The organism is Hymenobacter yonginensis (genome assembly GCF_027625995.1).
Taxonomy (GTDB): Bacteria; Bacteroidota; Bacteroidia; order Cytophagales; family Hymenobacteraceae; genus Hymenobacter; species Hymenobacter yonginensis.
This window is the reverse complement of sequence record NZ_CP115396.1, coordinates 2,749,574-2,776,561: the sequence shown is the minus strand read 5'-3', so window position 1 is coordinate 2,776,561 and position 26,988 is coordinate 2,749,574. Positions and strand designations below refer to the sequence as shown.

At 60.2% G+C, this 26,988-nt stretch carries 20 protein-coding genes; 19 read left to right on the top strand and 1 reads right to left on the bottom strand.

Going from position 1 to position 26,988, the window contains the following annotated elements:
- The first annotated feature begins 6 nt into the window (after nucleotides 1-6).
- The 19 genes from O9Z63_RS12020 (at nucleotide 7) to O9Z63_RS11930 (ending at nucleotide 24,791) form a co-directional block, all read left to right on the top strand.
- On the top strand, nucleotides 7-3,024 hold the full coding sequence (locus O9Z63_RS12020; protein ID WP_270125463.1) for a TAT-variant-translocated molybdopterin oxidoreductase: 3,018 nt from the start codon (nucleotides 7-9) through the stop codon (nucleotides 3,022-3,024).
- A 103-nt stretch (nucleotides 3,025-3,127) separates the two neighbouring features.
- Nucleotides 3,128-4,585 (top strand): NrfD/PsrC family molybdoenzyme membrane anchor subunit, encoded by a 1,458-nt coding sequence (nrfD, locus tag O9Z63_RS12015; protein ID WP_270125462.1) that lies wholly within the window; start codon nucleotides 3,128-3,130, stop codon nucleotides 4,583-4,585.
- Nucleotides 4,578-5,102, top strand: a complete 525-nt coding sequence (locus O9Z63_RS12010; protein WP_044016625.1) for a DUF3341 domain-containing protein — start codon at nucleotides 4,578-4,580, stop codon at nucleotides 5,100-5,102. The genes nrfD and O9Z63_RS12010 overlap by 8 nt, the downstream gene beginning before the upstream one ends.
- A complete protein-coding gene (locus O9Z63_RS12005) occupies nucleotides 5,102-5,851 on the top strand; it encodes a c-type cytochrome (RefSeq protein ID WP_270125461.1) in 750 nt (249 codons plus the stop codon). Before O9Z63_RS12010 ends, O9Z63_RS12005 begins: the two co-directional genes overlap by 1 nt.
- A 6-nt stretch (nucleotides 5,852-5,857) precedes the next feature.
- Entirely contained in the window at nucleotides 5,858-7,177 is a 1,320-nt protein-coding gene (locus tag O9Z63_RS12000) for a quinol:cytochrome C oxidoreductase (RefSeq protein ID WP_270125459.1), read from the top strand.
- A gap of 87 nt (nucleotides 7,178-7,264) precedes the next feature.
- Nucleotides 7,265-8,326, top strand: coding sequence for a cytochrome c oxidase subunit II (locus O9Z63_RS11995; protein ID WP_044016628.1), 1,062 nt, complete (start codon nucleotides 7,265-7,267; stop codon nucleotides 8,324-8,326).
- Between the two features lie 28 nt (nucleotides 8,327-8,354).
- Nucleotides 8,355-10,208 (top strand): cytochrome c oxidase subunit I, encoded by a 1,854-nt coding sequence (locus O9Z63_RS11990; protein ID WP_270125457.1) that lies wholly within the window; start codon nucleotides 8,355-8,357, stop codon nucleotides 10,206-10,208.
- Nucleotides 10,209-10,384: 176 nt separating this feature from the next.
- Complete coding sequence (locus O9Z63_RS11985) at nucleotides 10,385-11,476, top strand: COX15/CtaA family protein (protein WP_270125456.1); 1,092 nt, start codon at nucleotides 10,385-10,387, stop codon at nucleotides 11,474-11,476.
- 52 nt (nucleotides 11,477-11,528) lie between these two features.
- On the top strand, nucleotides 11,529-12,392 hold the full coding sequence (cyoE, locus tag O9Z63_RS11980) for a heme o synthase (RefSeq protein WP_052381528.1): 864 nt from the start codon (nucleotides 11,529-11,531) through the stop codon (nucleotides 12,390-12,392).
- Nucleotides 12,393-12,513: 121 nt separating this feature from the next.
- Complete coding sequence (locus tag O9Z63_RS11975; protein WP_270125455.1) at nucleotides 12,514-13,101, top strand: cytochrome c oxidase subunit 3; 588 nt, start codon at nucleotides 12,514-12,516, stop codon at nucleotides 13,099-13,101.
- A gap of 21 nt (nucleotides 13,102-13,122) precedes the next feature.
- Nucleotides 13,123-13,899: a cytochrome c oxidase subunit 3 gene (locus O9Z63_RS11970; protein WP_044016636.1), complete on the top strand. Its 777-nt coding sequence runs from the start codon at nucleotides 13,123-13,125 to the stop codon at nucleotides 13,897-13,899.
- A gap of 96 nt (nucleotides 13,900-13,995) precedes the next feature.
- Nucleotides 13,996-14,334: a cytochrome C oxidase subunit IV family protein gene (locus O9Z63_RS11965; RefSeq protein WP_270125454.1), complete on the top strand. Its 339-nt coding sequence runs from the start codon at nucleotides 13,996-13,998 to the stop codon at nucleotides 14,332-14,334.
- 37 nt (nucleotides 14,335-14,371) lie between these two features.
- On the top strand, nucleotides 14,372-15,004 hold the full coding sequence (locus O9Z63_RS11960; RefSeq protein ID WP_270125453.1) for an SCO family protein: 633 nt from the start codon (nucleotides 14,372-14,374) through the stop codon (nucleotides 15,002-15,004).
- Entirely contained in the window at nucleotides 14,991-15,545 is a 555-nt protein-coding gene (locus O9Z63_RS11955; protein ID WP_270125451.1) for a DUF420 domain-containing protein, read from the top strand. Before O9Z63_RS11960 ends, O9Z63_RS11955 begins: the two co-directional genes overlap by 14 nt.
- A gap of 109 nt (nucleotides 15,546-15,654) precedes the next feature.
- Nucleotides 15,655-15,912 (top strand): hypothetical protein, encoded by a 258-nt coding sequence (locus O9Z63_RS11950; RefSeq protein WP_044016643.1) that lies wholly within the window; start codon nucleotides 15,655-15,657, stop codon nucleotides 15,910-15,912.
- Nucleotides 15,912-16,325 (top strand): DUF983 domain-containing protein, encoded by a 414-nt coding sequence (locus tag O9Z63_RS11945; RefSeq protein WP_270125450.1) that lies wholly within the window; start codon nucleotides 15,912-15,914, stop codon nucleotides 16,323-16,325. The genes O9Z63_RS11950 and O9Z63_RS11945 overlap by 1 nt, the downstream gene beginning before the upstream one ends.
- Before the next feature lie 90 nt (nucleotides 16,326-16,415).
- Nucleotides 16,416-20,138, top strand: a complete 3,723-nt coding sequence (locus tag O9Z63_RS11940) for a sensor histidine kinase (protein ID WP_270125449.1) — start codon at nucleotides 16,416-16,418, stop codon at nucleotides 20,136-20,138.
- Nucleotides 20,139-20,369: 231 nt separating this feature from the next.
- The gene (locus O9Z63_RS11935) at nucleotides 20,370-24,149 is read left to right on the top strand and encodes a hypothetical protein (RefSeq protein ID WP_270125448.1); all 3,780 of its coding nucleotides are present in this window, start codon (nucleotides 20,370-20,372) and stop codon (nucleotides 24,147-24,149) included.
- Nucleotides 24,150-24,278: 129 nt separating this feature from the next.
- Nucleotides 24,279-24,791: a hypothetical protein gene (locus tag O9Z63_RS11930; protein ID WP_270125447.1), complete on the top strand. Its 513-nt coding sequence runs from the start codon at nucleotides 24,279-24,281 to the stop codon at nucleotides 24,789-24,791.
- A 57-nt stretch (nucleotides 24,792-24,848) separates the two neighbouring features.
- On the opposite strand, the gene O9Z63_RS11925 is transcribed toward O9Z63_RS11930, so the two are convergent.
- Nucleotides 24,849-26,918 carry a beta-N-acetylhexosaminidase gene (locus tag O9Z63_RS11925; protein ID WP_270125446.1) on the bottom strand — a complete coding sequence of 690 codons (2,070 nt, stop codon included), beginning with the start codon at nucleotides 26,916-26,918 and terminating at the stop codon, nucleotides 24,849-24,851.
- Nucleotides 26,919-26,988: the final 70 nt, after the last annotated feature.

The following is a 26,988-nucleotide window of genomic DNA, read 5'->3' as shown; positions in this document are numbered from 1 at the left end:
TAACAAATGCAAGAGTCGCCCAAGTACTGGAAGGGAATTGAGGAACTGGAGAACTCACCGGAGTTCATGAAGAATGCACTCACCGAGTTTGCGGACTTCCTGCCGGTGAAGGAAACCTATGGCTCTTCCGACGCTACGGTAGCCCCGCGTCGCGACTTCCTCAAGCTCATGGGCTTCGGCCTGGCCGCCGCTACCCTCGCCAGCTGCGAAACCCCCATCAAAAAGGCTATTCCTTACCTGAATAAGCCGGAAGAAGTAGATCCAGGCATCGCCAACTTCTACGCCTCCACTTATTTCACGGGCCAGGACTACAACAGCGTGCTGGTGAAGACCCGCGAGGGTCGTCCGATCAAGCTGGAAGGCAACCCTGAGTCGCCAATTACACGTGGTGGCTTGTCGGCCCGCGCCCAGGCTTCGGTATTGAGCCTCTATGACGGTGCTCGTCTGCAGCACTTCGCCATCAAAGGCGCGAAGAAGGACAAAGACCAGGTTGACCAGGAAATCCGCACGGCTCTGGCCGCGGGTGGCCGCGTCGCCATTGTGTCGCCGACCATCATCAGCCCCAGCACCAAGAAAGTTATTGCTGAATTCGCGACCCGCTACGCCGGGACTGAGCACGTCATGTACGACGTGAATTCGGCTTCGGGCCTGCTCCGCGCAAACGGCGGTGTGCTGCCTAGCTACGACTTCAGCAAAGCCGATATCATTGTGAGCCTGGGTGCCGACTTCCTCGGTACCTGGATTTCGCCGGTGGAATTCGCGCGCCAGTACGTGACCAACCGCAAGGTTAGCTCCGACAAGCGCTCCATGTCGCGCCACTACCAGTTCGAAAGCGCCCTGACCCTGACCGGCTCTAACGCCGACGTACGGGTACCGGTGAAGCCTTCGGAAATGGGCGCTACCGCCATTGCCCTCTACAACGGTATTGCTGGCGGCGCTGCTGCTAGCAGCCCACAGCTGAAAAAGGCCGTTGCCGACCTGAAAGCAGCTGGCAGCCGTGGCCTCGTGGTTTCGGGTTCCAACGACCCGGCTGTTCAGGCCCTCGTTACCGCCATCAACCAAAGCCTCGGCAGTGCTGCCGTCGACGTAGCCGCGCCCTCGATGGTGCGCCAGGGCGACGACGCCCGCATGGACCGGTTGGTGAAGGATATCATCGGTGGCCAGATTGCCACGGTGATTTTCTACCACGCCAACCCCGTGTTCGACCACCCGATGGGTGCTCAGCTGGCCGAAGCGCTGAAAGGTGGTAAAGTGAAAACCACTATTTCGCTGAACGACCGTCTCGACGAAACCGGCAGCCTATGCACGTACGCTGCTCCCGACCACCACTGGATGGAGTCGTGGAACGACTACGAGCCGAAGCGCGGCTACCTGAGTCTGGCCCAGCCGGTGATTTCGCCGCTGTTTGCCACGCGTCAGGCGCAGGATTCGCTGCTGACTTGGGCCGGTAACCCAACCAGCTACTACAACTACCTCCGCGCTCAGTGGCAGGCCGTAACCGGCGGCGATGCTAAAGCTTGGGACAAAGCGGTACACGATGGTGTAGCCATGGGCTCGGCCCTGCTAGCTGCTCCTGCACAAGGTGCTGCCATGGGTGCCGCCGAAGCCATCAGCGCTATCAACTCGGCTCCCAAGCTCACGGGCACGGAGCTTTTCATCTACGAAAAAGTAGGTGTCGGCAATGGCTCGGAAGGCAACAACCCCTGGCTGCAGGAACTGCCTGATCCGGTATCGAAAGCCACCTGGGGCAACTACGTGGCCGTGCCACGCAAGATGGCCGAGGAAAAAGGCTGGGCCCAAGGCGACGTGCTGAAAGTAACTGCCAATGGCAAGTCCATTGAGCTGCCCGTACTAATTCAGCCCGGCCAGGCCGCTGGCTCGGTTTCGATTGCCCTCGGCTACGGCCGCACCAAAGCTGGCAAAGTAGGTGATAAAGTAGGGGAGAACGTACTGCCATTGGCGGTGATGCGCAACGGTGCTGTTCAGTACGCCAACTCGGTGACGCTGGAGAAAACCGGTGCTACCTCGCCTATCGCCCAGACTCAGACCCACCACACCATTATGGACCGCAAGCCGGTGGTGCAGGAGTCGACGCTGGCCCAGTACATCAAAAACCCGAAAGAAGTAACCGAGTACGAACTGCTCACGACGCCGGAAGGCAACGTGAAGCCCAACAAGGTTTCGCTGTGGCAGGACTACGAGTACAAGAACCACCACTGGGGCATGGCCATCGACCTCAACTCCTGCATCGGCTGCGGCTCGTGCGTGGTAGGGTGTCAGGCTGAAAACAACGTGGCCGTAGTAGGCAAGCAGGAGGTTATCAACCGCCGCGAGATGCACTGGATGCGCATCGACCGCTACTACAGCTCCGACGCCAGCAAGGAGGACTTCGAAACCAAAGGCAAGCTGGCGACCTACGCCGCTATGGAAGACCCTTCCGAGAACCCCTCGGTTATCTTCCAGCCGATGATGTGCCAGCACTGCAACCACGCTCCTTGCGAAACGGTGTGCCCCGTACTGGCTACCACCCACAGCTCGGAAGGTCTCAACCAGATGACCTACAACCGTTGCGTTGGTACCCGCTATTGCGCCAACAACTGTCCGTACAAGGTGCGTCGCTTCAACTGGTTCTCGTACTACTCCAACGAGAAGTTCGAAGCTGTGAACGGCCACATGTTCACCGACCTCGGCCGCATGGTGCTGAACCCGGACGTAACGGTACGTGCCCGTGGTGTGATGGAGAAATGCTCGCTTTGCGTGCAGCGTATCCAGCTCGGCAAGCTCGAAGCTAAAAAGGAAAAGCGTCGTCCGAAGGATGGCGAGATTGTTTCGGCCTGCGCCCAGTCCTGCCCCACGCAGGCTATCGTATTCGGCGATATGCGTGACCCCGAGTCGCGTCTGTCGAAGCTGTTGCGTCGGGAAGACGGCGAGCGTGCGTTCCACGTGCTCGACGCCATCAACGTACAGCCGAACATGACCTATCTGACGAAAATCCGCAACACGGAAGAAGTTCGCAACGCGTAAATCAGTAGTTGGGGGCTTGGGAGTTTGGGGTCTTGGTTTTACCAGATACCACTGCCGCAAAAAGCTGAGCCCCTAAGTTCCCAAGACCCAAAATTCTAAAACTATGCAGCACGTATCGCCTGTACGGGAGCCGCTCGTAACCGGGGGGAAAACGTACCACGACGTCACCCAGGACGTGTGCCGCCAGGTAGAAGCCGCTCCCAACGTCCGTTGGATGGCCGCCTTGGCCGTGGCTCTCTTCTTTCTTGGCGTATTCTTCTACTCCGTGTATCGCACCTTGTGGTACGGCATCGGCGAATGGGGCCTGAACAAAACCGTTGGCTGGGCCTGGGACATCACCAACTTCGTATGGTGGGTAGGTATCGGCCACGCCGGTACCCTGATTTCGGCAGTACTGCTGCTGTTCCGCCAGAAGTGGCGTACCTCCATTAACCGGGCTGCTGAGGCCATGACCATTTTCGCAGTAATCTGCGCGGCCATGTTCCCGGTACTGCACATGGGCCGTCCCTGGCTCGCTTTTTATGTGTTCCCGCTGCAGAATACGCTGGGCTCGCTGTGGGTGAACTTCAATTCGCCGCTCCTCTGGGACGTATTCGCCATCTCGACCTACTTCACGGTGTCGCTGGTGTTCTGGTACACGGGTCTGGTACCTGACTTCGCCACCATCCGTGACCGGGCTAAAGGTCCGATTGCCAAAGTAGCCTACTCGCTGCTGAGCATGGGCTGGAAAGGCTCGGCCAAGCACTGGAGCCGTTACGAAACGGTGTCGCTGATCCTGGCCGGTGTTTCGACCCCGCTGGTACTCTCGGTACACACCATCGTATCGATGGACTTTGCCACCTCGGTAGTACCAGGCTGGCACACCACCATCTTCCCTCCCTACTTCGTAGCGGGCGCTATCTTCTCGGGTTTCGCCATGGTACTGACGCTGATGCTCATTACCCGCGTAGTATTTAAGCTGGAAGACTATATCACCATCGAGCACATTGCCCTCATGAACAAAATCATGATGGTGACTGGCTCGATCGTAGGGGTAGCCTACATCACCGAGTTCTTCATTGCCTGGTACTCGGGTGTTGAGTTCGAGCAGTACGCCTTCATCAACCGCGCAACCGGTCCTTACTGGTGGGCTTACTGGTCGATGATGACCTGCAACGTAATTACGCCTCAGTTGGTGTGGATTCGTCGGGTACGTTACAGCATCCCGCTGACGTTCATCCTGTCGATCATCGTAAACATCGGTATGTGGTTCGAGCGTTTCGTGATTATCGTAACCTCACTGCACCGCGACTACCTGCCGTCGAGCTGGGCTATGTTCTCGCCTAGCATCATCGACATCGGTATCTATGTTGGTACGCTGGGTCTGTTCTTCACGCTGTTCCTGCTGTTTGCCAAGTTCTTCCCGGTAATCAACATGGCAGAAGTGAAGTCGGTACTGAAGTACACGGTCGATAACGGCCCGACGTACACCGGCCACGACCCGCATCATCACGCAGTTCATCAACCCGCCACCCACGGCGTGCCGGCTTCGGCTCCCATAAACTACGATAAGCATGACTAAGCGCTTCGCCCTCGGCATCTTCGAAGACGAAGACGTGCTGCTGCACGCCGTTGAAAACGTCCGCGAAGCGGGCGTGAAAATCTACGAAGTCTTCACCCCGTTCCCGATTCACGGCATCGACGATGCCCTCGGCATCGAACGGTCGCGGCTGCCCATCGCCGCGTTCTTCTACGGGCTGGTTGGTCTGTGCTTCGCCCTGTGGCTGCAGATCTACACGCTCGGTTTCGACTGGCCGATGATCATCGGTGGTAAGCCCCACATCGCGCTGCCGGCCTTCATTCCGGTATCCTTCGAATTGACGGTATTCTTCTGCTGCCACGGTATGGTGATTACCTTCTATACCATCAGCAAGTTGTACCCCCGCTGGAAGACGCCTGTTCTGGACGTACGCTCCACCGACGACAAGTTTGTGATGGCCATCGAGCTGAACGAGAAGACCGACCTGAACCATCTGACGCAGCTGCTGCGCGCCAACGGCGCCTCAGAGGTGAACGAAAAAGAAATGACCAAATTCTAATGACGCATTCGCTGAAACTAGGTCTGCAAGCGTCGGCAATCCTGTTTGCCTCGGTGCTGACCACCGGCTGCAACCGCGCCGATGATCCTGGCATTGAGTACGCTCCGGAGATGTACGAATCTATTCCGTACGACCCCCTGCGTCAGGTGAATGCCAATACGGTAAACCCGATGGGCATCAACGAGCGCACCCCTGTGGTAGGCACCGTGGCCCGTGGCAAAGCCGAATACTACTCGCACATCGCCAAAGACGATGTGGCTACTGCTGAAACCAAACTGCGCAACCCTTACTCTTACACCAAGGAGAACCTGGAGGAAGGCAAGTCGCTGTACGTGCGCAACTGCCAGCACTGCCACGGTGAGCAGGGTGACGGCCAGGGTCCGGTAGGCATCAAGTTCAAAGGTGTACCGAACTACTCGGCCGGCGCTTACAAAACCATGAACGACGGGCACATTTACCACGTCATTCAGTGGGGCCGCAACCGCATGATGCCGCACGGCTCGCAGGTAAACCCTGAGGAGCGCTGGAAAATCGCCATGTACGTTCGCGCGCTGCAACTGGGCAAAGGCGCTGATGGCGTGGCCGACCTGCTGAAAGCCAACGGCGCCTCAGCTGCTGGTGTAGCCGCGTCCGACTCGTCGCAGACCACTGACACGCAAACGCAGGCGCCCGTTCAGGAAGCGCAGGCAGACAAAGGCTCGGAAACTCCGGGCCAAGGAGACCAGGCACGTAACGGCACCGCAAACTAATCCACTATGGCAACTCTGACGCAACACGAAGGCGTTACGGCGGAATACCTGGAGATTTCAGCCGGTACTCGCAAGAAATTCATGATGATCATCCTGGCGGGCGTTCTGCTGCTGGTGACGGGTCTGATTGTCGCTTACTTCAACATCGGCGCGGAGCACGCTGAAGGCGCCGCTGGTGCCCACGGTGCTGCTGCCGGCCATGCAGGCGGCCACCATGGCAGCCCGCTTTGGTTGAAGCGCCTGATTGTAAGCCTTTGGCACAACAACGTATTCTTCACCGGGGTATCGGTGGTAGGTACGGTGTTCATGGCCATCCAATATGTAGCCTACGCCGGCTGGTCAGTTCTGATCAAGCGGGTATATGAGGCCCTCAGCGCCTGGGTAATTCCGGGCGGTGTGCTGATGGTTATCATCTTCTGCCTGGGCCTGATCAACAACGACATCTTCCACTGGACGGTGCCGGGCATTATGGAGAAGGGCAGCGAAACTTACGACGCCATCATTGCTGGCAAATCGGGCTTCCTGAACATGCCGTTCTACTTGGGCCGCATGATCGTCTTCATTGCCATCTGGGCTTTCTTCACCAAGAAGCTGCGCGACCTATCGCTGGCCGAAGACCTGAACGGCGGCACGGAGTACTTCCACAAGTGCATCAACGTATCGGCCCTGTTCCTGGTGCTGTTCGCCGTTTCCTCGTCGATTGCGGCCTGGGACTGGGTGATGTCGGTTGACGTACACTGGTTCTCGACCATGTTCGGCTGGTACGTATTCGCCTCGTGGTGGGTATCGGGCATTGCTGCCACTACGCTTTGCACCATTCTGCTGAAGGATGCCGGCTACCTGCGTTGGGTTAAAGCAGGCCATCTGCACGATCTGGGCAAGTTCATGTTCGGCTTCAGCATCTTCTGGACCTACGTATGGTTCTCGCAGTTCATGCTGATCTGGTACGCCAACCTTCCTGAGGAAGCTGTGTACTTCAACCAGCGTCTGGGCGGCTTCAATGGCCAGTACACGTGGCTGTTCTTTTTCAACCTGCTCATCAACTTTGCCTTCCCTTTCCTTGTTCTGATGACACGGGATGCAAAGCGCCAGATGATCATGCTGAAAATCGTTACCATCGCCATTCTGATTGGTCACTGGTTTGACTTCTATTTGATGATCATGCCTGCAACTATGCAGGAGAATAACGGGTTCATCATTGAGTTCGGGGTTGCGTTGGTGTTCCTGGGTAGCTTCCTGCTGCTCATGACCAAGCGACTGGCACAAGCCTCGCTGGTGCCGCTGCACCATCCGTTCCTCGACGAGAGCGTGCATCACACCACCTAATCAGACATGAGTGCCGGCAGGGGAGGAGCAGACACCTTTTGCTTCTCTCCCTGCCAGCCTCGAAAATCTCACCTCTTTCCTTACCCAATGACTGCTCTTGGTATTCTGCTGGTGCTGGTGTTGCTGCTGGTCGTATTCGGCCTGCTGTTCCGCCTCCAGATTCTGACCTCGATTTTCTCTGGCAGCTCGGCCCGCGAATTTGGGATGAGCAACCGCGTCAACGCGGTGCTGATGATCGTCTTTATGGTAGTCGGTGGTGCGGCCTTCGCTTGGTCGTTCGGCGACAACTTCAATAAAATGAATCCGCCGATTGCCTCCGTTCACGGCCTGGCAACTGAGCGTATGTTCTGGACCACGATGATCATCATCGGCATCGTGTTCGTTCTGACGCAGGTAGCCCTGTTTTACTACTCCTATAAGTACCAGCAGAAGGAAGGCCGTCGGGCTTACTTCTTCCCCCACAACAACAAGATCGAAATCATCTGGACGGTAATCCCGGCCATTGTGATGGCAGGTCTGGTGTTTGCCGGCTGGAAAGAATGGACCCGTATCACTGGTCCGGCTCCCAAAGACTCGGTTGTGCTGGAAGTAATGGGCAAGCAGTTCAACTGGCTTGTACGCTACCCCGGCCGTGACCTTAAGCTCGGCGTAGTAAACTACCGCCTGATTGACGCCACCAACGAATTCGGCTTCGACCTGACCGACAAAACGGGTCTGGATGACTTCGTGGCCGGTGAGATTCACGTGCCAAAAGGCCACCCTGTATTGCTGAAGATTCGCTCGCGTGACGTACTGCACGCAGTATACATGCCACATTTCCGCGTGCAGATGTACGCAGTGCCTGGTATGCCAACCAAATTCTGGTTTACGCCTACTAAGACGACCGACGAGATGCGCGCCGAGCTGGGCAACCCCAAGTTCAACTATGAACTGGCCTGCAACCAGATCTGTGGCCGTGGTCACTTCGCCATGAAGCTCAACATCGTAGTAGACGAGCCAGACGACTACGTAGCCTGGTTTGGTCAGCAAAAATCTTTTTCTGAACAGAACCCAGATGTGCTGGCTTCTTTCAAACAGAAAGAGGAAAAGCTGGTTGTAAAAGAGGCTGCTGCCGCCGTGACGGTGCCTGCTGCCAACGCTTCACTCTAGTTCAACGCAGTTAATTTGTACGCTTTTTATGGCTGCTAATCTTCCCACTCAAGTGCAGGGGGGCATCGGGGTAACCGAGCCAGGCATCTTGCACGATGAGCACCTGCACGACGACCATCACCACGATCAGCACTGGCTGTTCAAGTACGTGTTCAGCACGGACCATAAGGTGATTGCCAAGCAGTTTCTGATTACGGGTATCTTCTGGGCTATCCTGGGTGGTACTCTCTCCAGCTTGTTCCGTCTGCAACTCGGCTGGCCCGAGTCGACGCTGGAGTGGCTGACGCCCGTGTTGGGCAAATGGATTGAAGCTGGTAAGCTGAATCCGGAGTTCTATCTGGCTCTTGTAACGATGCACGGCACCATCATGGTGTTCTTCGTGCTGACTGCTGGCCTGTCGGGTACGTTCTCCAATTTCCTGATTCCTCTGCAGGTTGGTGCCCGCGACATGGCTTCGGGTTTTATGAACATGCTTTCGTACTGGTTCTTCTTTGTATCCGGTATCATCATGTTCAGCTCGATGTTCCTCGAAACCGGTCCTGCCTCGGCCGGCTGGACAATCTACCCGCCGCTGAGCGCCCTGCCCCAGGCTATTCCTGGTTCCGGCATGGGTATGACGATGTGGCTGGTGTCGATGGCGCTGTTCATCGTGTCGCAGCTGTTGGGTGGTGTTAACTACATCACTACGGTTATCAACCTGCGTACCCGCGGCATGAGCATGAGCAAGCTGCCGCTCACCATCTGGTCGTTCTTCCTGACGGCCATCCTGGGCCTCTTGTCGTTCCCGGTACTGTTCTCGGCTGCTCTGCTGCTGATCTTCGACCGTTCGTTCGGCACCTCGTTCTTTCTGTCGGATATCTACATTGCCGGTCAGGCTCTGAATAACACCGGTGGTTCGCCGGTGCTGTTCCAGCACTTGTTCTGGTTCTTGGGTCACCCCGAGGTGTATATCGTAATCATGCCTGCTATGGGTATGGTTTCGGAGATCCTCGCTACCAACGCTCGTAAGCCGATCTTCGGCTACCGCGCCATGATTGGTTCGCTGCTGGGTATTTCGCTGCTGTCGTTCGTCGTGTGGGCTCACCACATGTTCGTAACGGGTATGAACCCCTTCCTCGGATCGGTCTTCATGTTCCTGACGCTGATCATTGCCGTACCATCGGCCGTGAAAACCTTCAACTGGCTGGCCACACTGTGGCGCGGTAACATCCGCTTCACCACTGCCATGCTGTTCTCGATTGGTTTCGTGTCGCTGTTCATCTCGGGCGGTCTGACGGGTATCATCCTCGGTAACGCCGCGCTGGACATCCAGATGCACAACACTTACTTCGTGGTAGCTCACTTCCACCTGGTAATGGGTAGCTCGGCGTTCTTCGGCCTGTTTGCCGGTGTGTATCACTGGTTCCCCAAGATGTTTGGCCGCATGATGGACGAGAAACTGGGCTACATCCACTTCTGGTTGACTTTCGTGGGTGTATATCTGGTGTTCCTGCCGATGCACTACGTAGGTATCGCCGGTTTCCCTCGCCGCTACTACGCTTGGACGGGCTTCGATTCATTCAGCCAGTTTGCTGACCTGAACAAGTTCATATCGGTGGCCGCTATTCTGGCATTCTTCGCCCAGTTCGTGTTCATCTTCAACTTCTTCTACAGCATCTTCCGCGGCCGTCGTGCTAGCGAAAACCCTTGGCGTTCGACTACGCTGGAGTGGACTACGCCTGTCAACCCCGGCCACGGCAACTGGCCCGGCGAGATTCCGGCTGTGTATCGCTGGCCCTATGACTATAGCAAGCCCGGTGCTGAAGACGATTTCATCCCGCAGAACGTACCGTATTCGAAGACCCAGTCCTCGAACCTGCCGTACGAGAGCGAAATGGAATAGTCACCATTTGACAATCTTCCCGAAACGGGCCGCTGTATTTACGGCGGCCCGTTTTGTTTTACGGCAAACTAAGCCTGCTGCATTGCTGTTTTACTGCTGGTCCGGGTGCCGCCAGTAGTGGTAGCTACTTCCTTTTTCTGACTGATGGCACAACGAGAGGTTGGGCCCCTTTTTCTATGAATCAACCTGCTTTTGTGAGGCGGTTTCGCTTCTTCGGCATTCTGACGGTGGTGGCAGTGTATCTGCTGATTCTGGTCGGTGGTATCGTCCGGAGTACGGGCTCCGGTATGGGCTGCCCCGACTGGCCCAAGTGCTTTGGAACCTGGGTGCCGCCTACGGCGGTAGGCCAGCTGCCAGCCAACTACAAAGAAATCTATACTGAGCAGCGGGTAGCCAAAAACCAGCGCATTGCCAAGACGCTGGATAAGTTGGGATTCAAGCAGGTAGCCGCTCAGATTTTTGCTCACCCCACGCAATACATCGAAACCGACTTCAACGCTACCAAAACCTGGATTGAGTACCTAAACCGGCTGCTGGGGGCCCTGATTGGCGTTTTTATCTTCCTGACGGTGCTGCTGGCGTTGCCGTACCTGCGTCGTGACCCGGTGGTGTTCGGGTTGGCCTTCGTTTCGCTGCTGCTGACCGGCTTCCAGGGCTGGCTGGGCTCCTTGGTGGTGTCTACCAACCTGCTGCCCGAAATGGTAACGGTACACATGGCCGTCGCGCTGCTGATTGTGGCGCTGCTGATTTACGCTGTTGACCGTTCGCAGCGGGTAGGGCAGGACAGCCAAGAGGCCGAACTATCCTGGACGCCGTCAGCGGGTCTTAGCTTGTGGCTGTGGGTGATTACGCTGGCCACCTTCGGCCAGATTATCCTGGGCACTCAGGTGCGGGAGCAGATAGATGTGGTAGCCGCGGCCGCCGACTATGGCAGCCGCGCCAACTGGGTGGAGCAGCTAGGCCTGACGTTTAAAGTACACCGCTCGTTTTCGCTGCTGCTGCTGCTGCTGAACCTGTACGTAGCCTTCCGCCTGTACCAGACCCGCTCCCAGCGCCTGCAGCGCCTAGCCAATGTGGTGATTGTGCTGCTGGGTCTGGAAATAGCGGCTGGCGTCACGTTGGCCTACTTCGCGCTGCCGGCCGCCGTGCAGCCCGTGCACCTGACGCTGGCCACCGTGCTTTTTGGAGCACAGTTTCTGACGATTATCCGCTACCGCCGCCAGACGAAAACACAGGGGCAGGCCGCTATTCCGCGCGTTGTTGCGTAACTTTGCGGCCCGGTTTGGAGTCCTTCCGCCGCCCGTGTTGTTTTAACTTCTGATGATCAAAGCCAGGGCGTATTTTCAACTGCTTAAGTTTCGGCTGGCCCTGACGGTCGCCTTCTCCAGTGCCATAGGCTTTTTGCTGGGGGCTCATGCCTTCGACTGGGGGCGGGCACTGCTGGTGATGCTGGGTGGCCTGGCCATCACCGGCTCGGCCAATACCATCAACCAGATCTACGAAAAAGACCTCGACAAGCTGATGAAGCGCACGGCCAACCGGCCGCTGCCCCTCGGGGTTCTGTCGGTGGCAGAGGCTTGGGTGTTCACCGTTGTGCTGGGCGCATTTGGGCTGGGGCTGCTGGCCTACTGCTTCAATCCGCTGGCGGCGGCGCTGTCCCTGATTTCGCTGATCCTGTACGGCTTCATTTACACGCCGCTCAAGCAGCTTTCCCCGATCTGTGTGTTTGTGGGCGCCATTCCCGGCGGCCTGCCGCCGTTTATCGGGTGGGTGGCCGCCACCAACGCCATTACCGGGGCCGCCAGCATTGGCGGCTGGGTGCTGTTCGGCATTCAGTTTATGTGGCAGTTTCCGCACTTCTGGGCTATTGCCTGGGTGCTCGATGAAGACTACCGGGCTGCAGGATTCAAGATGCTGCCGTCGCCGGGCCGCAAAGACCTGCGCACGGCCTTCCAGATCATGACCTACACGCTGCTGCTGATTCCCATGAGCCTGCTGCCGCTGCAGTTCGGCATCAGCGGCAAAGTATCGGCGCTGGTAGCGGTGGTGTGCGGGGTGCTATTTCTGATGCAGACCTTCTACCTGATGCGCACCTGCTCCAAAAAAGCGGCCATGAGCATCATGTTCGGCTCGTTTCTGTATCTGCCCATCGTGCAGATAGCCCTTGTTCTCGACAAACTCTAGTAAAGCGCAACGCTTGGTTGACTCTTTTGCGCAGTTAATTGTTAATGCTCCGGAGGTAGTGAAATGCCTGACATACGCTGAAACCACTGCAGCCGAAAGAGAGTAACAAACCCCATACTTCATGCAAACCACCGAATCCTTAGAAACCAAAGAGCCCGGCTCCGGGCTGCACCCGCTGCGGCTGCTGCTGATTCTAATGATCATCAGCATCATCATGATGTTCGCGGCCTTCACCAGCGGCTTCATCGTGCGCCGCGAAGAAGGCAACTGGCGCGAATTTGATCTGCCCATCAGCCTGCTCTACAACACCATTGTGATTGTGCTGAGCAGCGTTACCATGCAGTGGGCTTACGCCTCGGCCAAGCGCGATGAGCTGGGCCGCGCCAAGCTGGCCATGGGCCTGACCGTGCTGCTGGGCTTCGCCTTTTTGGTGGGCCAGTGGTTCTCGTGGGGCGATTTGGTGGCTGGCCGCACCTATTTTGGTGGGGTAGATGCCAACCCTTCCGGCTCGTTTGTGTATGTACTGATGGGCGTCCATGGATTTCACCTCATCACCGGAGTGATTTTTCTGGTCAAGACCTACCTGAAAACCCTTCGCTATCAGGTGCATTCGCGGCAGATGATGCCCATCGCCAACTGCACCATCTATTGGCACTTCCTGGGCGGGCTTTGGTTGTACCTGTATTTGTTCCTACTTTTGAACCACTAGTTTCGTCTTACCCCGCACTGTATGTCCACGATTTCCACGACGCAGCCCCTCTCTACTGCCAGCGCCGCCGACCGGCCGCGTAGCGGCAACTGGGACGGAGGCAACGAGCCCTTCAAGGCCAGCTACGGCAAGCTGATGATGTGGTTCTTCCTGCTGTCGGACGCCTTCACGTTCGCCGCGTTCCTGACCACCTACGGCCTGATCCGCCACCGCTATCCGGCATTTGATGCCGCCGCTGGCAAGGCGTTCGAGTTTTCGACCGCCTACTGGCCGGTGCCGGACAAGGTGTTCAATGGTTTCCCCGGCCTGCACGGCATGGATGTACCATTGGGCTTTGTGGCCCTGATGACGATGATTCTCATCTTCAGCTCCGTGACGATGGTACTGGCCGTAGAAGCCGGCCACCGCATGGACAAGAAGGACGTGCAGAAGTGGCTGTTGTGGACTATCCTGTTCGGGGCCACGTTCCTGGGCTCGCAGGCTTGGGAGTGGAGCCACTTCATCCATGGCACCGATGCCGGCACCAAAATGTTGGACGGTACCACAGTGTACGGCGCCAACCTGGCCGTAAACCAGTACGGTCCGGTGCTGTTTGCTGACCTGTTCTTCTTTATTACCGGTTTCCACGGTACGCACGTATTCTCGGGTGTCTGCCTGCTGGTGTGGTCGTTTATTGCCACCACCAACGGCACGTTCGAAAAGCGTGGCCACTACGAAATGGTCGAGAAGATTGGCCTGTACTGGCACTTTGTAGATCTGGTGTGGGTGTTCGTTTTCACCTTCTTCTACCTCGTTTAAATTGTTCGATGGCTAAAGTGTTGACTGGTTGATCCTTCGACTGACTTGTAGCACCGTAGCCTATTTAGCAATTCAACAATTTAACCATTCAATCAAATGGCTAATCACGCAGGCACTGAGCCCACTGCTCCCGGCGAAATCGCCAAGCCGAACACCGGCTGGATCTGGAAGACTTTCTTCATTCTGGTTGGTATTACGGCCCTGGAATTCGTCTTCGTATTCCTGATGGAGCCCAGCACGCTCCGCAACTCCATCTTCATCATCCTGACGATTTTCAAGGCGTTCTTCATCGTGGCCGAGTTCATGCACTTGAAGCATGAAGTGAAAGCGCTGATCTGGACGATCCTCATTCCGATGGCCCTGCTCGTCTGGCTGCTGATTGCTCTGGTGACGGAAGGAACCTATCAGAACTCGTTCTGGAACGTATTCAACTAACTACATGAGGCCCAAACACGTCCTGTTGTTGGGCCTCATGCTGTTGGTCCCGGTGCTGGCCTTTGTGTTTCTGTACACATTCGGCACCAACCGTTACGCGCTGCCCACTTACCTGCCCACGGGCGTCGATTCGACGTTGGTGGAAGGGAAGTGGCGGCGCGATACTGTTTTCCACCAGTTGGCCGATTTCCGGTTTACGTCGCAATCTGGCCGGGTGGTAACGCAGCGCGAGGTGGCGGCTAACGGCCTGTATGTGGCCAATTTCTTCTACACCACCTGCCCGGGCGCCTGCCCGCGCATGAACAGCCAGATGGCGCGCGTGCAGGAACGGTACCGCAAAGATCCGCGCGTAAAGCTGGTATCGTTTACCGTTGACCCCGCTCAGGATTCGGTGGCCGTGCTGGAGCGCTACGCCGAGCAGTATGGCGCCATTGCCGGCAAATGGTTTTTCCTGACCGGAGACAAAACGGCGCTTTACCGGTTAATCACGGACGAGTTTCGGCTGGAAGCTCCCAAGGGCCAGGCGCCCGGCATCGAGCACAGCCAGAAACTCTACCTCGTAGACCGCGACCATCGGGTGCGCGGCATCTACGACGGCACCAAAACCAAAGACGTTGAGCGCCTCATGACGGAAATCGACGTGCTGCTCTACTCCTATGAACACGAATAACCCTTCTGCTTCCGCCGGCGGTAACACCAAATTCAAGGTGCTGGCGGCCGTACTTGGCGCAGTCATTCCGGTGGCTGTGGCGGTGCTGCACTTCTTCCCCAACGTGTTCCGCATCGAAGGCGCGCAAGTGAAGATGCTGCCGGCCGTAAATGCCGTGCTTAACTCCCTGACGGCGCTGCTGCTAATGGCCGGCTACTACTTCATCCGGCGCAAGGACATTGCCAAGCACCGCGCCATGATGGGACTGGCCTTTCTGTTGGGCTCCCTGTTTCTGGTGTCGTATGTGGCCTACCACTCGCAGGTGCCCAGCACCACGTTTGGCGGGCAGGGCCTGATCCGGAGCGTGTACTACTTCATTCTGATTTCGCACATTCTGCTGGCTGCCGTTACGGTGGCGCTGGTGCTGTTCACGCTGTATTTCGCGCTGACCGAGCAGTTTCAGAAGCACCGCCGCATTGCGCGCTGGACCTACCCGATCTGGCTGTACGTGTCCGTGACGGGCGTGATTGTGTACTTCATGATTGCGCCGTACTACACATAGAGTGCGCAGGAGGGCAGCCGCCAGAGCAGCCGCCTGGCCTCATTGTCAGCAGGAGTACCATTTGTCTTTCCGGGCAAACCATCCACCTACAAACGCAGTTGGTAAGAGTATGAAAAAGCTGTTTGTAACCTCGGTATTTGCCCTTCTGCTGGGCGTGCTGTTCAGCCTGGCCCCAAGCCCGGCGGCGGCACAGTGCACCATGTGCAAAACGCAGGTGGAGTCGGCCCGGACGGAAAAGGATGGGTATGATTTCTCGGGCCTCAACAAGGGCATTCTGTACATGGCGGCCATTCCGTACCTGCTGGTAGGGGCTGTGGGCTACTTCTGGTACCGCAATTCCAAAGCCAAGAAGCCGGCGCGCCGCTAGTGGCCCCTCGGGCCGATTCGACGGTGGCGGCCATGCTGGCGCAGAAGTGCCCGCGCTGCCACCGGGGTCCGCTGTTTCGCTACTCGGCGCTGCACCTCACCCGCTTCGACGATATGTATGAAAGCTGCGCGGTCTGCGGGCAGCACTACGAGCCGGAAGTGGGATTCTACTGGGGAGCCATGTACATCAGCTACGGCTTCTCTACCCTGATTGTGGTGTTGACCGGCGTGCTGCTGTTTTACCTGGCCCATGACCCGCCGGTATGGGTGTACGTGACGGCAGTGGCCGTAGTGGTTGTTGCCCTGACGCCATTGCTGTTCCGGTACGCTCGCGTGGTGATGTTGTACTTTTTTGGCGGCATCCACTACACTCCCCGATTCGCTGAAAGTTTGCCGCTGCGCCCCGCGGAATAGGAGCCAGCTAGGAAATGCCGCCATTTGGCGGCATTTTTGTTTGGTAGCGGCTTCTGCGTAGCCGTGTGCTGCCGCTCAATCCTGCGCCTGTTGAAGTTCGCCCGTTCCCTACCGCTAGCCTTGCTGCTGGCCGCTTTCCTCTGTTTTGCGGGTGCTTTCCTGAGCAACCGCTATGGCCAGACGCCCGACGTGCTGCTGCGCGCCGATGCGCTACGGCTGCAGAAGCTGGTGCGGGATGCCGAGCAAAAAGCCGAACGGGAAGCCACCGACGTGCTGCAGCAGGCAGTGCGGGGCGAGCTGCGCTTTAGCACGCTGGTGGGCCGCACCACTTATCCGAGCTTCATCTACCAGAACGGCCAGCTGCGCTACTGGTCCGACCACACCACGCGGCCCCAGCCCGAAAACGTCGGGCAGAGCTTTCGGGAAAAGCTGGTGGACATGCAGTTTGGGCGCTACCTGGCGCTACGGCAGGCTTCGGGCCCCTACGTAGTACTGACCTATGTGCCGCTGGAAAAGCGCTACGGCATCAGCAACCGCTACCTGCGCGACGGCTCCGAAAAGGCCCTGTTCCGTGGGCTGAACGTGCGGCTGGTAACCGATAAGAAGCCTGGGCTGCCAGCTATTGAATCGGATGAAGGCCGCTACCTGTTCTCGCTGGAGCGCCTGCAGCGCAACCCCATCACCGGCAAGTACATCCCGATGACGCTGCTGGTGGTGGGGCTGCTGCTCTACCTGGCTAGCTGGCTGATGTGGGCCCGGCGGCTGTTCGGGGCGGGGCGCGTGCTGGCTGGCAGCGCGGCGCTGCTGCTGCCGCTGGGCCTGCTGCGGGCCGTGCTGCTGCCGCTGGGGCTGCCGTTTTCCTTTATTGAGCTGCCGCTGTTCGACCCGCGGGTGTACGCGGCGTCGTGGCTGTCGCCCTCGCTCGGCGACCTGTTTATCAACGCGCTGCTGCTGGCGCTGGCGGCTTACTGCGGGCTGCGGCTGTTCCGGCACTACAATCCCACCCGCTGGGTGGAGCGCCTCACCAAAACCTCGGACCGCACGACGGTAGGCGTGGTGGCCGGGGTGCTGTTTTTTGTGCTGCTGGAGCTGCAGTTTCAGTTCTATTCCAACAGCTTCAACAACTCGCGGGTCATACTTGACATTACGCAGGATATCTCGGTATCGGGCCTTAAGCTGCTGCTGACGCTGGCCATTGCTCTGCACACCGGGGCCTATCTGGTGGGGTATTATCTGGTGGCGCAGCTGTTCAGTGCCACGCTGGGTACCGGCAAAGGCCGAGAAGGTGTGTTTGGCCTGGGTTTGGGGGCGCTGCTGTTTCTGCCGGTGGGTGTGGCGCTGGGGCAGGTGCAGGTGATGCTGGTGGGCATCACGCTCTGGATTTTTCTGCTGCTGCGCCTGACCGGGCTGCGGCGCGTGGCGGCCATGGGCACCTATCAGGTGTATCTGTTCATCTTCCTGATGCTTAGTGTCAGCGCGGCCGTGGGCGCGTTGGCGCTGTTCGAGCACTTCGACCGCCAGCTGGTGCAGAACAAGCAGAACCTGGCCGGCAACCTGCTCACCGACAACGACCTGCAGGGCGAGTTTCTGCTTACGGAGCGGGCCCGCGAAATTGCGGCCGACCCGCTGATCCGCAAGGTGCTGGCTGGCCCGTTTGCCAACCCGGAAGTGGTGCGCCAGAAAATTGTGAAACATTATCTCGGCAACTACTTCGGCAAATACGAAGTCACGATATCGTTTTTTGATGCCGCCGGCCGGCCCATCGGGGCGGGGCAGGGGGCCGAAACCCTGTCGCAGGCGCGGTACCGGCTGCTGCAGAACTCCACCCGCACCGACCAGCTCAACCTGTTTCTGGTGCGCGGCAACAACTCGTTCAGCACCCGGCGCTACGTGGATTTCGTGGCCGTGCCCGGGGCGGGGCAGGGCACCAACACCGTGCTACTGGAGCTTAGCCTCAAGAAGCTGACCACCTACAGCGTGGTGCCCGAGCTGCTGGTCGACCAGAAGCTCTTTCAGCCCGGGCTAGGGGCCGAGCTGAGCTACGCCGGCTACGAGCAGGACCGGCTGGTGTACAGCGAAGGAGATTTCGACTACGTGAACCGCCTGCGCCGCCAGCAGTACAACGACCCGCGCCTGTACCGCACGGGGCTGGTGGTGGGCCGCTTCCATCACCTGGCCGTGCGCGACGAAACCCAGCACCGCACGGTGGTCGTCACCACGTCCACGTACAGCTTCTCCGACTGGCTGGCCAACTTCTCGTTCCTATTCCTGCTGCACACCTTCTACTGGCTGCTGGCCATGGCGCTGTACCTGTTGGTGCGCGGCGAGTATTTGGCCGTGCTGCGTACCAACTTCAGCACCAAGATTCAGCTGTTTCTCAACTTCGGGATTCTGGTGCCGTTGGTGCTGGTGAGTATTGCCACGGCCAGCCAGGTGACGTCGTCGTATAAGCGCGACCTGCGCCGCACCTACGAGCGGCGCGGCCGCACCGTGCAGGACAACCTGCTGCAGAACCGCGCCCTGCTCACCGACTCGGCCGGCCGCCCCGCGTTGCTGGCCCTGGCCGACAACGTGGCCTCGCTCACCGAAACCGACCTCAATCTCTACGACGCCCGCGGCCAGCTCATCGTCAGCAGCCAGCCCATCATGTTCGAGTCGGGGCTGCTGGGGCCGCTGATGAACCCGCAGGCCGTGGCGGCGCTTAAGGAACGCGCCCAGCCGCGGGTGCTGCTGATGGAGCGGGCCGGCTCGCTGTCGTTCAACTCACTGTATCTGCCGCTGCGGGCCGCCGAAACTGAGGCCGGGCAGGCCGGGCGGGTGCTGGGCTACGTGGGCATTCCGTTCTTCGACTCCGAGAAAGAGTTGGACAACAAGCTGATTGAGCTGATTTCGACTCTGCTCAACATCTTCACGGGCATGTTCATTGTGTTTCTGGTGCTCACGTTTGTGGCCTCGCGCATGCTCACCAATCCGCTCAAGCTGCTCACCCAGAAGCTCCGCCAAACCACGCTCACCGGCCAGAACGAAACGCTCGACTACCAGTCGGACGACGAAATTGGGCTGCTGGTACGCGAGTACAACGCCATGCTGCTCAAGCTGGAGGAAAGCAAGCTGGAGCTGGCCACCCAGGAAAAGGAAGCCGCCTGGCGCGAAATGGCCCGGCAGGTGGCCCACGAAATCAAGAACCCGCTCACGCCCATGAAGCTGAGCCTGCAGTTTCTGCAGCGCGCCATCCAGGACCAGCGCCCCAACCTCGACGAACTGATTGCCAAGGTGTCGCAGACGCTCATCACCCAGATTGACGTGCTGACCGACATTGCCACCTCGTTCAGCACCTTCACCAACCTACCCGCCATGCGCCCCGAGCGCCTCGACGTAGCCCCTATTCTGCGCCGCTGCGTGGAGCTGCACCAGGGCAGCCGCCCTGACGCCCGCATCGAGCTGCAGCTGCCCGAGGAAGAGACGCCCACTATCGTGTTTGCCGACGAAAACCTGTTGGTGCGCACGTTCAATAACCTGCTCATCAACGCCCTGCAAGCCGTACCTGAAGGCCGCGCCGCCCAGGTTTCGGCCCAACTGAGCGTGCAGAGCAACAAGCGGGTGCAGATCAGCATCCAGGACAACGGCGCCGGCATCCCGGCCGATGTGCGCGAGAAAATCTTCATTCCCAACTTCACCACCAAAGCCACCGGCTCCGGCATCGGGCTGGCTGTGGCACGCCGCGGCATCGAAAGCGCCGGCGGCAGCGTCTGGTTTGAGACGGAGGAAGGTACCGGCACCACGTTCTATATCGAACTGCCGCTGGCGGGTTGACCCCACCCCAACCCCTCCCCAAAAGGGAGGGGCTTTTGTTACTTTGGCAACGTCATGCACTCGTGTATTGGCAGCCTTACGCAGGCATTGCAGCGCACGTCATCCTGTCGTTGTGGTAGTAATCTAAGCCCCTCCCTTTTGGGGAGGGGTTGGGGTGGGGTAAGGCTGGCACGAATCCACGCTATTTTTACGTTGAGCTACCGGCAGCCTGCCGGCGTGTATATCTTTTCTATGAGTAGCAGCTTTCCGCCCCACTTTCTGCGCCTGTGCCTGCTGCTGGCGTGCGTGGTGGCGTGGGCGGGCGCGAAGGCGCAACAGCGGCCCGAAACCCCGCCCAACACGCGCCGCTGCGTGTGGGTGCGCCTGCTGCCCGGCCGGGATACCACAGATTTTACACTGACTGACACGCTGACCATAGTGCCCACTTCCGTGAGCATCAAAGGCCGCGCCGTGGCCTACGACGTGCGCCAGGACCGGTACCGCTACGTGGAGCCCGGCCGCCGCCTGCCCAGCCCCGAGCCCGGCCAGCCGGATATTGCGGTGCCCGGCCTCGATTCGGTGCTGGTGTGCTACCGGGTGCTGCCGCTGCGGCTGGCGGCCCCGGCGTTTCGGCGGCCTCGCGGCTTGCTGGACAGCCTGAGTTTCCCGCGCCGCACGTTCGGGCAGGAAGATTTCACGGTGAAAGAGCAGATTCTGAGTACGCCGGGCATCAACAAAACCGGCAACCTGGCCCGCGGCATCAGCTTCGGCAACGCCCAGAACGTGTTTGTGAACTCCTCACTGAACCTGCAGCTCGAAGGCCAGCTCACCGACAACATCAACCTGACGGCCGCCATCAGCGACCAGAACGTGCCCTTTCAGCCCGAGGGCAACACCCAGCAGCTACAGGAATTCGACCGGATCTACATCACGCTCACCAGTCCGCGCTGGAACCTGACGGCCGGCGACGTGGTGATGCGCAACAAGCCCGACTACTTCCTGCGCTTCTACAAAAACGTGCAGGGCGCGGCCCTGGAAGTGAACTTGGGGCAGAATGCGGGCGGCCTCAGCGGCTTCAGCACGCCCCAGCTCACACCACTCAGCGGCTATCCGGGCGTCGGTTCGGGCTCGTACTCGACCACCACCATCACCAACGGCGGGCAGCAGGGCGCCACCACCGCGCCCGGCAGCCCGCTGGCGCCGGTAGGTTTGGGCGTGCCGCAGGTGGCCGGCACCACCGTTTCAGGCGAAAGCCGCGGCCGGTTCGGGCCAGTTCGGTCGTCTACCACGGTGGCGGGCGGCGTGGCCAAGGGCAAGTTTGCCAGCATTGATGTGGCCCCGATTGAGAACGTGCAGGGCCCGTACCGTTTGCGCGGGCCCAACGGCGAGCAGTTCATCATCGTGCTGGCCAACTCCGAGCGGGTGTATCTGGACGGGCGCCTGATGACGCGCGGCTTCGACAACGACTACGTCATCGACTACAACCAGGCCGAAGTCACGTTCTCGCCCCAGCACCTGATTACCCGCAATTCGCGCATCAAGATTGACTTCGAGTATTCCGATTTCAACTACGCCCGCTCGCTCTACCACGCCAGCCACTACCAGCAGGCGGGCCGCCTGAACGTGCACGCCAACTTCTACCGCGAAGCCGACAACCCCGACAACTCGCCCAACCTCCAGCTCGACAGCGTGGACCGCCGCCGCTTGCGCGAGCTGCCCGACAATGTGGCGCAGGCCAGCACGCCCGGCGGCGGCAGCCCCGTGGCCTACACCCGCACGCAGGTGCTCTACAACCGCGAAATCCGTACCATCAACGGCCTGCCCGTGGAGGTATTCACGTACCCGGCCGACTCCACGCGCGACGTGTACAACGTACGCTTCACGGAGGTGGGCCCCGGCAACGGCGACTACAACCTTAGCACCCGCTTTCCGGGCGCCAACGGGCGGGTGTTTGAGTTTGTGGCGCCGGTGGCCGGCGTGCGGCAGGGCCGCTACGCGCCCATCCGGCTGCTGCCGGCGCCGCTGCTCAAGCAGATTGTGTCCGGCGGGGCCAGCTTTCAGTTGGATTCCACGGCCTCGGTGTTCGTGGATGTGGCCGTGTCGGAGCTGGATCTGAACCGCTTTTCGCCGGCTTCCGACAAGGGCCAGGCCATGCGCGTGGGCTACGCCGTGCAGGACCGCCGCCTGCCCGGCCTGGGTTTCCTGCGCGACTACCGCTTCCGCAGCGCCCTCGACTACGAGTACACCAGCAGCCGGTTCGCGCCCGTGGACCGGTTCCGCGACATCGAGTTTGACCGCAACTGGAGCACCGCCAGCACCGTGCAGGGCAACGCCACCCGCCGCGAGGCCCACGCCGACAACATTCTGAACTTTGCGGTGGGCGCGGCCAAAGACGAAAACAACGCCGTCAACTACCGCCTCAGCCGCCGGTTTCGGTCGGGGGAGGTGAGCGGGCTGCAGCACTGGCTGGATGCCGCCCGCCAGGTCGGCGACGTGCAGCTGCGCGGCAGCTTGTTTCTGCTGAACTCGCAGGCGGGGCGCAAGGAGTCGCGCTGGGCGCGGGGAGAGGCGGCGGCGCGCTACGTGGGCGCGCCCATCGTGCCCGGCTACGCCTACCGCTTCGACAAAAACCGGGTGGCGCTGCCCGCCGGCGACTCCGTCACGTCGGCCAACTACTTCGACGAGCACAACGTGTTCCTGCAAAGCCAGGACTCGGCCCGAACCCGTTTCCGCGCCGACTACACATTCCGCCGCGACCAGACGCCCAACCCCGAGCAAACCGCCATCCAGCCGCGCAGCACCGCCCAGACCTGGCAGGGCACCATGACCACGCGCCTCGGCAAAAGCCAGGACCTGGCCATCCTGGCCACCTACCGCAACCTGGCCGTGCGCGACAGCGCCCGCCAGCGCAACGTGCTGGCCAAAATCGACTGGAACGCCAGCTTGCTGCAAAACCAGATTCGCTCCGAGCTGAGCTACCAGGTGGCTACCGGCCGCGAGCTGAAGCGCGACTACGCCTTCGTGGCCGTGCCCAACGGCCAGGGCACGCACTACTACGGCGGCGACACCAACGGCAACAACACCGAGGACCGCGACGAATTCCTGGAAGCCCAGACCTCGGACGCCGTCTACCGCACCCACATCAAGGTGTACCTGCCCACCGACGACTACATTCTGGCCTTCACCAACCGCTTCAGCTACCGCCTCACAACCAGCGCCCCGCGCGCCTGGCGCGAAGCTGGCGGCTGGCGCGCCGCCGCGGCCCGCTTCTCGGCCATCAGCACCGTCACGCTGGACCGCCGCACGACGGATAACAGCCTGTCGTCGCGCCTTAACCCTTTTGCGTTTCAGACTGAGGACTCGTTGCTGCTGAGCCTCAACAAGCTGCTGCGCAATACGCTGTACTTCAACCGGTCCAATCCCATTTTCGGGGCGGAAATGACCGTGCAGCAAACCCAGCAGAAAGTGCTGCTCACGCAGGGCTCCGACATCCGCAACCTGGCGGCCCAAAGCCTGCTGCTGCGCCGCACGCTGGCGCAGTCGTTTACGGGCCGCCTGAACCTGAGCCGCACCATCCGGCAAAACAGCTCCACGTACCTGGAAACCCGCAATTTCCGGGTGCTGGCCTACGAGGTGGCTCCCGAAATCAGCTACCAGCCCAACGGCACCTTCCGCTTCACCGGCACCTACCTGCGCACCGACAAAAACAACGTCGCGCCCATCAACGATGCCAACAAGGCCCGCGGCGTCTTCGACGAGCTGGGTATAGAAACCCGCATCAGCCAGGTCAGCAAGCGCACCATCACGGCCACCACGCGCTACGTGCGTATCAGCTTCGACGGCTCCCAGGACTCGGTGGTGGGCCTGGAAATCCTGAACGCCCTGCGCCCCGGCAGCAACTTCACCTGGAACCTGAACGCCGAGCAGCGCCTCAGCAACGGCCTTAACCTGAGCCTAGCCTACGACGGCCGCAAAGCCAACGGCATAGGCGCCGTGCACACTGGGCGGATGCAGGTGTCGGTGCTGTTTTAGGTCGGATAGTTGGGCGCTATCTGGTGCATCAGTATCTTAAACGACATACTCAGCACATGCCTAAGTTTGGTGATTTATCAGATACTGACGTTGCGTATGAATCGGAGAATAGCAGGAAAGTTGGGGACAATGGCTCTATTGCTATACGGTGCTTTGGCAGGCGGCTGCGTGGCGTGGCGCAAGCCGGAATCGTGGGTGTGGCACCAGCCGCCGGAAGTTACGCAAACGGGTAAATCGCACATTCGCATTGAACTGCTGCACGCCACGAGCTTCCTGCCCTTACCGCTGACAGCCTGGGAAATCTCCCGCTCCGACAGCTGCATTATGGATATTGATTTCCATACCAGCACGAGGCAATATCTGCGGCTGGACTCCGTGCGCTATGCGCTGATGAACGGCCAACAGCCTCTCGGTTCTGGGGTAGCCGTTATCCGGGCCGGCGACATGGGCATCCGTTCCTATTCTCCAGATGTGTACCGCGTACAATGCACAACGCGCCCAATAGCCAAGCTGAGGAGGCAGCAAGTATTAGCGGGAACATTCGTTCTGTATGTTACTGATTTGCAAAATCAGCCTCAGGCCATTCATATCGGCCAAACAAGTTTCACATACCATCGGCCGCATCTCTATACCATTCTGTAGATGAAGACAGAGGAAGCGTTGCGGAGTGTGCCGGCTTGCAGTTAGTGAATATGTGCGCTACAGCAGCAGCTTCCGGAACCCGGCCACTACCGCCAGCTCCGTCTGGCCGGCGGGAGCTTTGGCGGCGTCCAGCTGCTTCTGGGCGGCGGCCAGCCACGCAGCCGACGGCGCGGTGCCGCGCTCCAGCTGCGTGAGGCGCTCCAGGCCCAGCGCGGCCAGCAGGCGCAGCTGTCCGGAAAGCGGAGCGTACTCGGTGAGGGTAGGAGAGGTGAGCAGCAGCGGCTGCAGGCGCGGGTCGTTGGTTTGCCAGAGTTCCAGCTGCGTGCGCAGGCGCTTGTGCAGGTCGCGGGCGGGGGCGGTGCGGGGCAGGGCGGCGGTTTTGGCGGGGCGCAGGGCCAGCAGCGAATCCACGCGCCAGCTGAACTGCCGCGCCACGTCCGATTCAGCCGGTGCGGCATCGACGAGGCGGGTGAGGGGCGTGCCGGGGGTGTAGGTAAATCCCTGGAAGTGGCGCTTGTATTCCTTCACGGGCTCCAGCACGGCCGCAAAGGTGCGCAACGGCGCCAGCGCGGCCGGATCGGGGCCGGCGAGTTGCCGGAGCAGCTGCAGCGGCGCGCGGCGGTGCTGCAAGCCCAGCTTCTCCAGCTGCCCCGCCACGAACTCCAGCCGGCGGTACATATCCGGCACGTCCTGCACCGTGCGCGCCGACCACAGCCGCTCGGCCACGGCCGCGCCGCGGGGCCAGATGCGCGAATCGATAACCACGCTGTCGGCAAACTCGCTCCACATCGTGGCCTCGCCGCCCAGAATCAGGGCCTGCTGCTCGGGCGTGAGCGGGTTGTCGGCGGGGAGCGGGTCGGTGGTGTAGCTGCTGGCGGCCGTCAGGTAGAGGTCGAGGTAGTAGCCGCTGGACAGCAGGGCCGGGTTACCGGCTTTGGCGGCATCGTAGAGGCCCTTTTTGCCGCGCCAGCTTTGGATAACGGCGTTCTGCGGCAGGCCGGGGCCCAGGATTTCGTCCCAGCCCACCATCTTCTTGTTGTACTTCGTGACGATGGCCAGCACCCGGCGGTTGAAGTAGGTTTGCAGGGCGTGCTTATCGAGGGATTTATCGGCTTTCAGCATGCCGTTGACGCGGGCAAACTCCATGATGCGCGCACTCTTGCGCCACTGCCGCCCGTCGTTTTCGTCGCCGCCAATGTGGAAATAGGGGTCCGGAAACAGCGCCGTCATTTCCCGGAACAGCGTGTCGAGCAGGGCGTAGGTGGTTTCCTTGGTGGGGTCGATGGCGAGGTTGGCGGTGCGCCAGCTCTGGTACACGCCGTAGATGGAGTCGTTGGAGGCCAGCTGCGGGTAGGCCGCCATCCAGGCAATGGTGTGGCTGGGCACGTCGAACTCGGGCAGCACCCGGATGCCGCGGGCGGCGGCGTAGCGCAGCACCTCGCGCACCTGCGCCTGGCTGTAGTGCTGCCCGCTGACCTCGTGCAGGCGCGGCAGCGTGCGGCTTTCCACCCGAAAGCCCTGGTCGTCGGCGAGGTGCCAGTGCAGCACGTTCAGCTTCACCGCGGCCATGGCGTCGAGGTTGCGCTTAATGACCGACACCGGCATGAAGTGGCGGGCCGCGTCAATCAGCAAGCCCCGCCACACAAAGCGCGGCTGGTCCTGGATGTCCACTTCGGGCAGCACCGTGCGGCGGCCGTCGGGCTGCGGCAGCTGCTCCAGTGTGGCCAGGGCCCGCAGCACGCCCAGCGTGGTGGGCGCGTCAATCAGCACGCCGGTGGGCGTCACGCGGAGGCTGTAGCGCTCCTCGTCCTGCAGCTCGGGCAAACCCACGCGGCCGTAGCGAATCTGCAAAGGCGCGGCTGCCGGGCTGCCGGCGGGCAGGGCGCTGCCGTTGCGGCGCAGCCGGTCCAGCGTACGCCCAACGGCGGCCTTCAGCAGTGGATCGGCGGGGCCGGTAAGCAGGGGCCGCAGTGCCAGTCTGGCACCCAAACTGCCCGTTCCCCAGCGTACGGAGGTAGGCACCGGCAGCAGATTGCGAGTAGCGACTGGGGCAACGGCCTGCGCCTGCAGCGGGCCGGCGGGCACCAGCGCAGCCAGCAGCAGCACAGCGAAAAAGCGGAAAAGCATAAGCAGCAAAAGAGCAGGGTGGGGGCGAAAGATACGGCACCCGCCGAATCGACAGGTGTTGCTATGCACC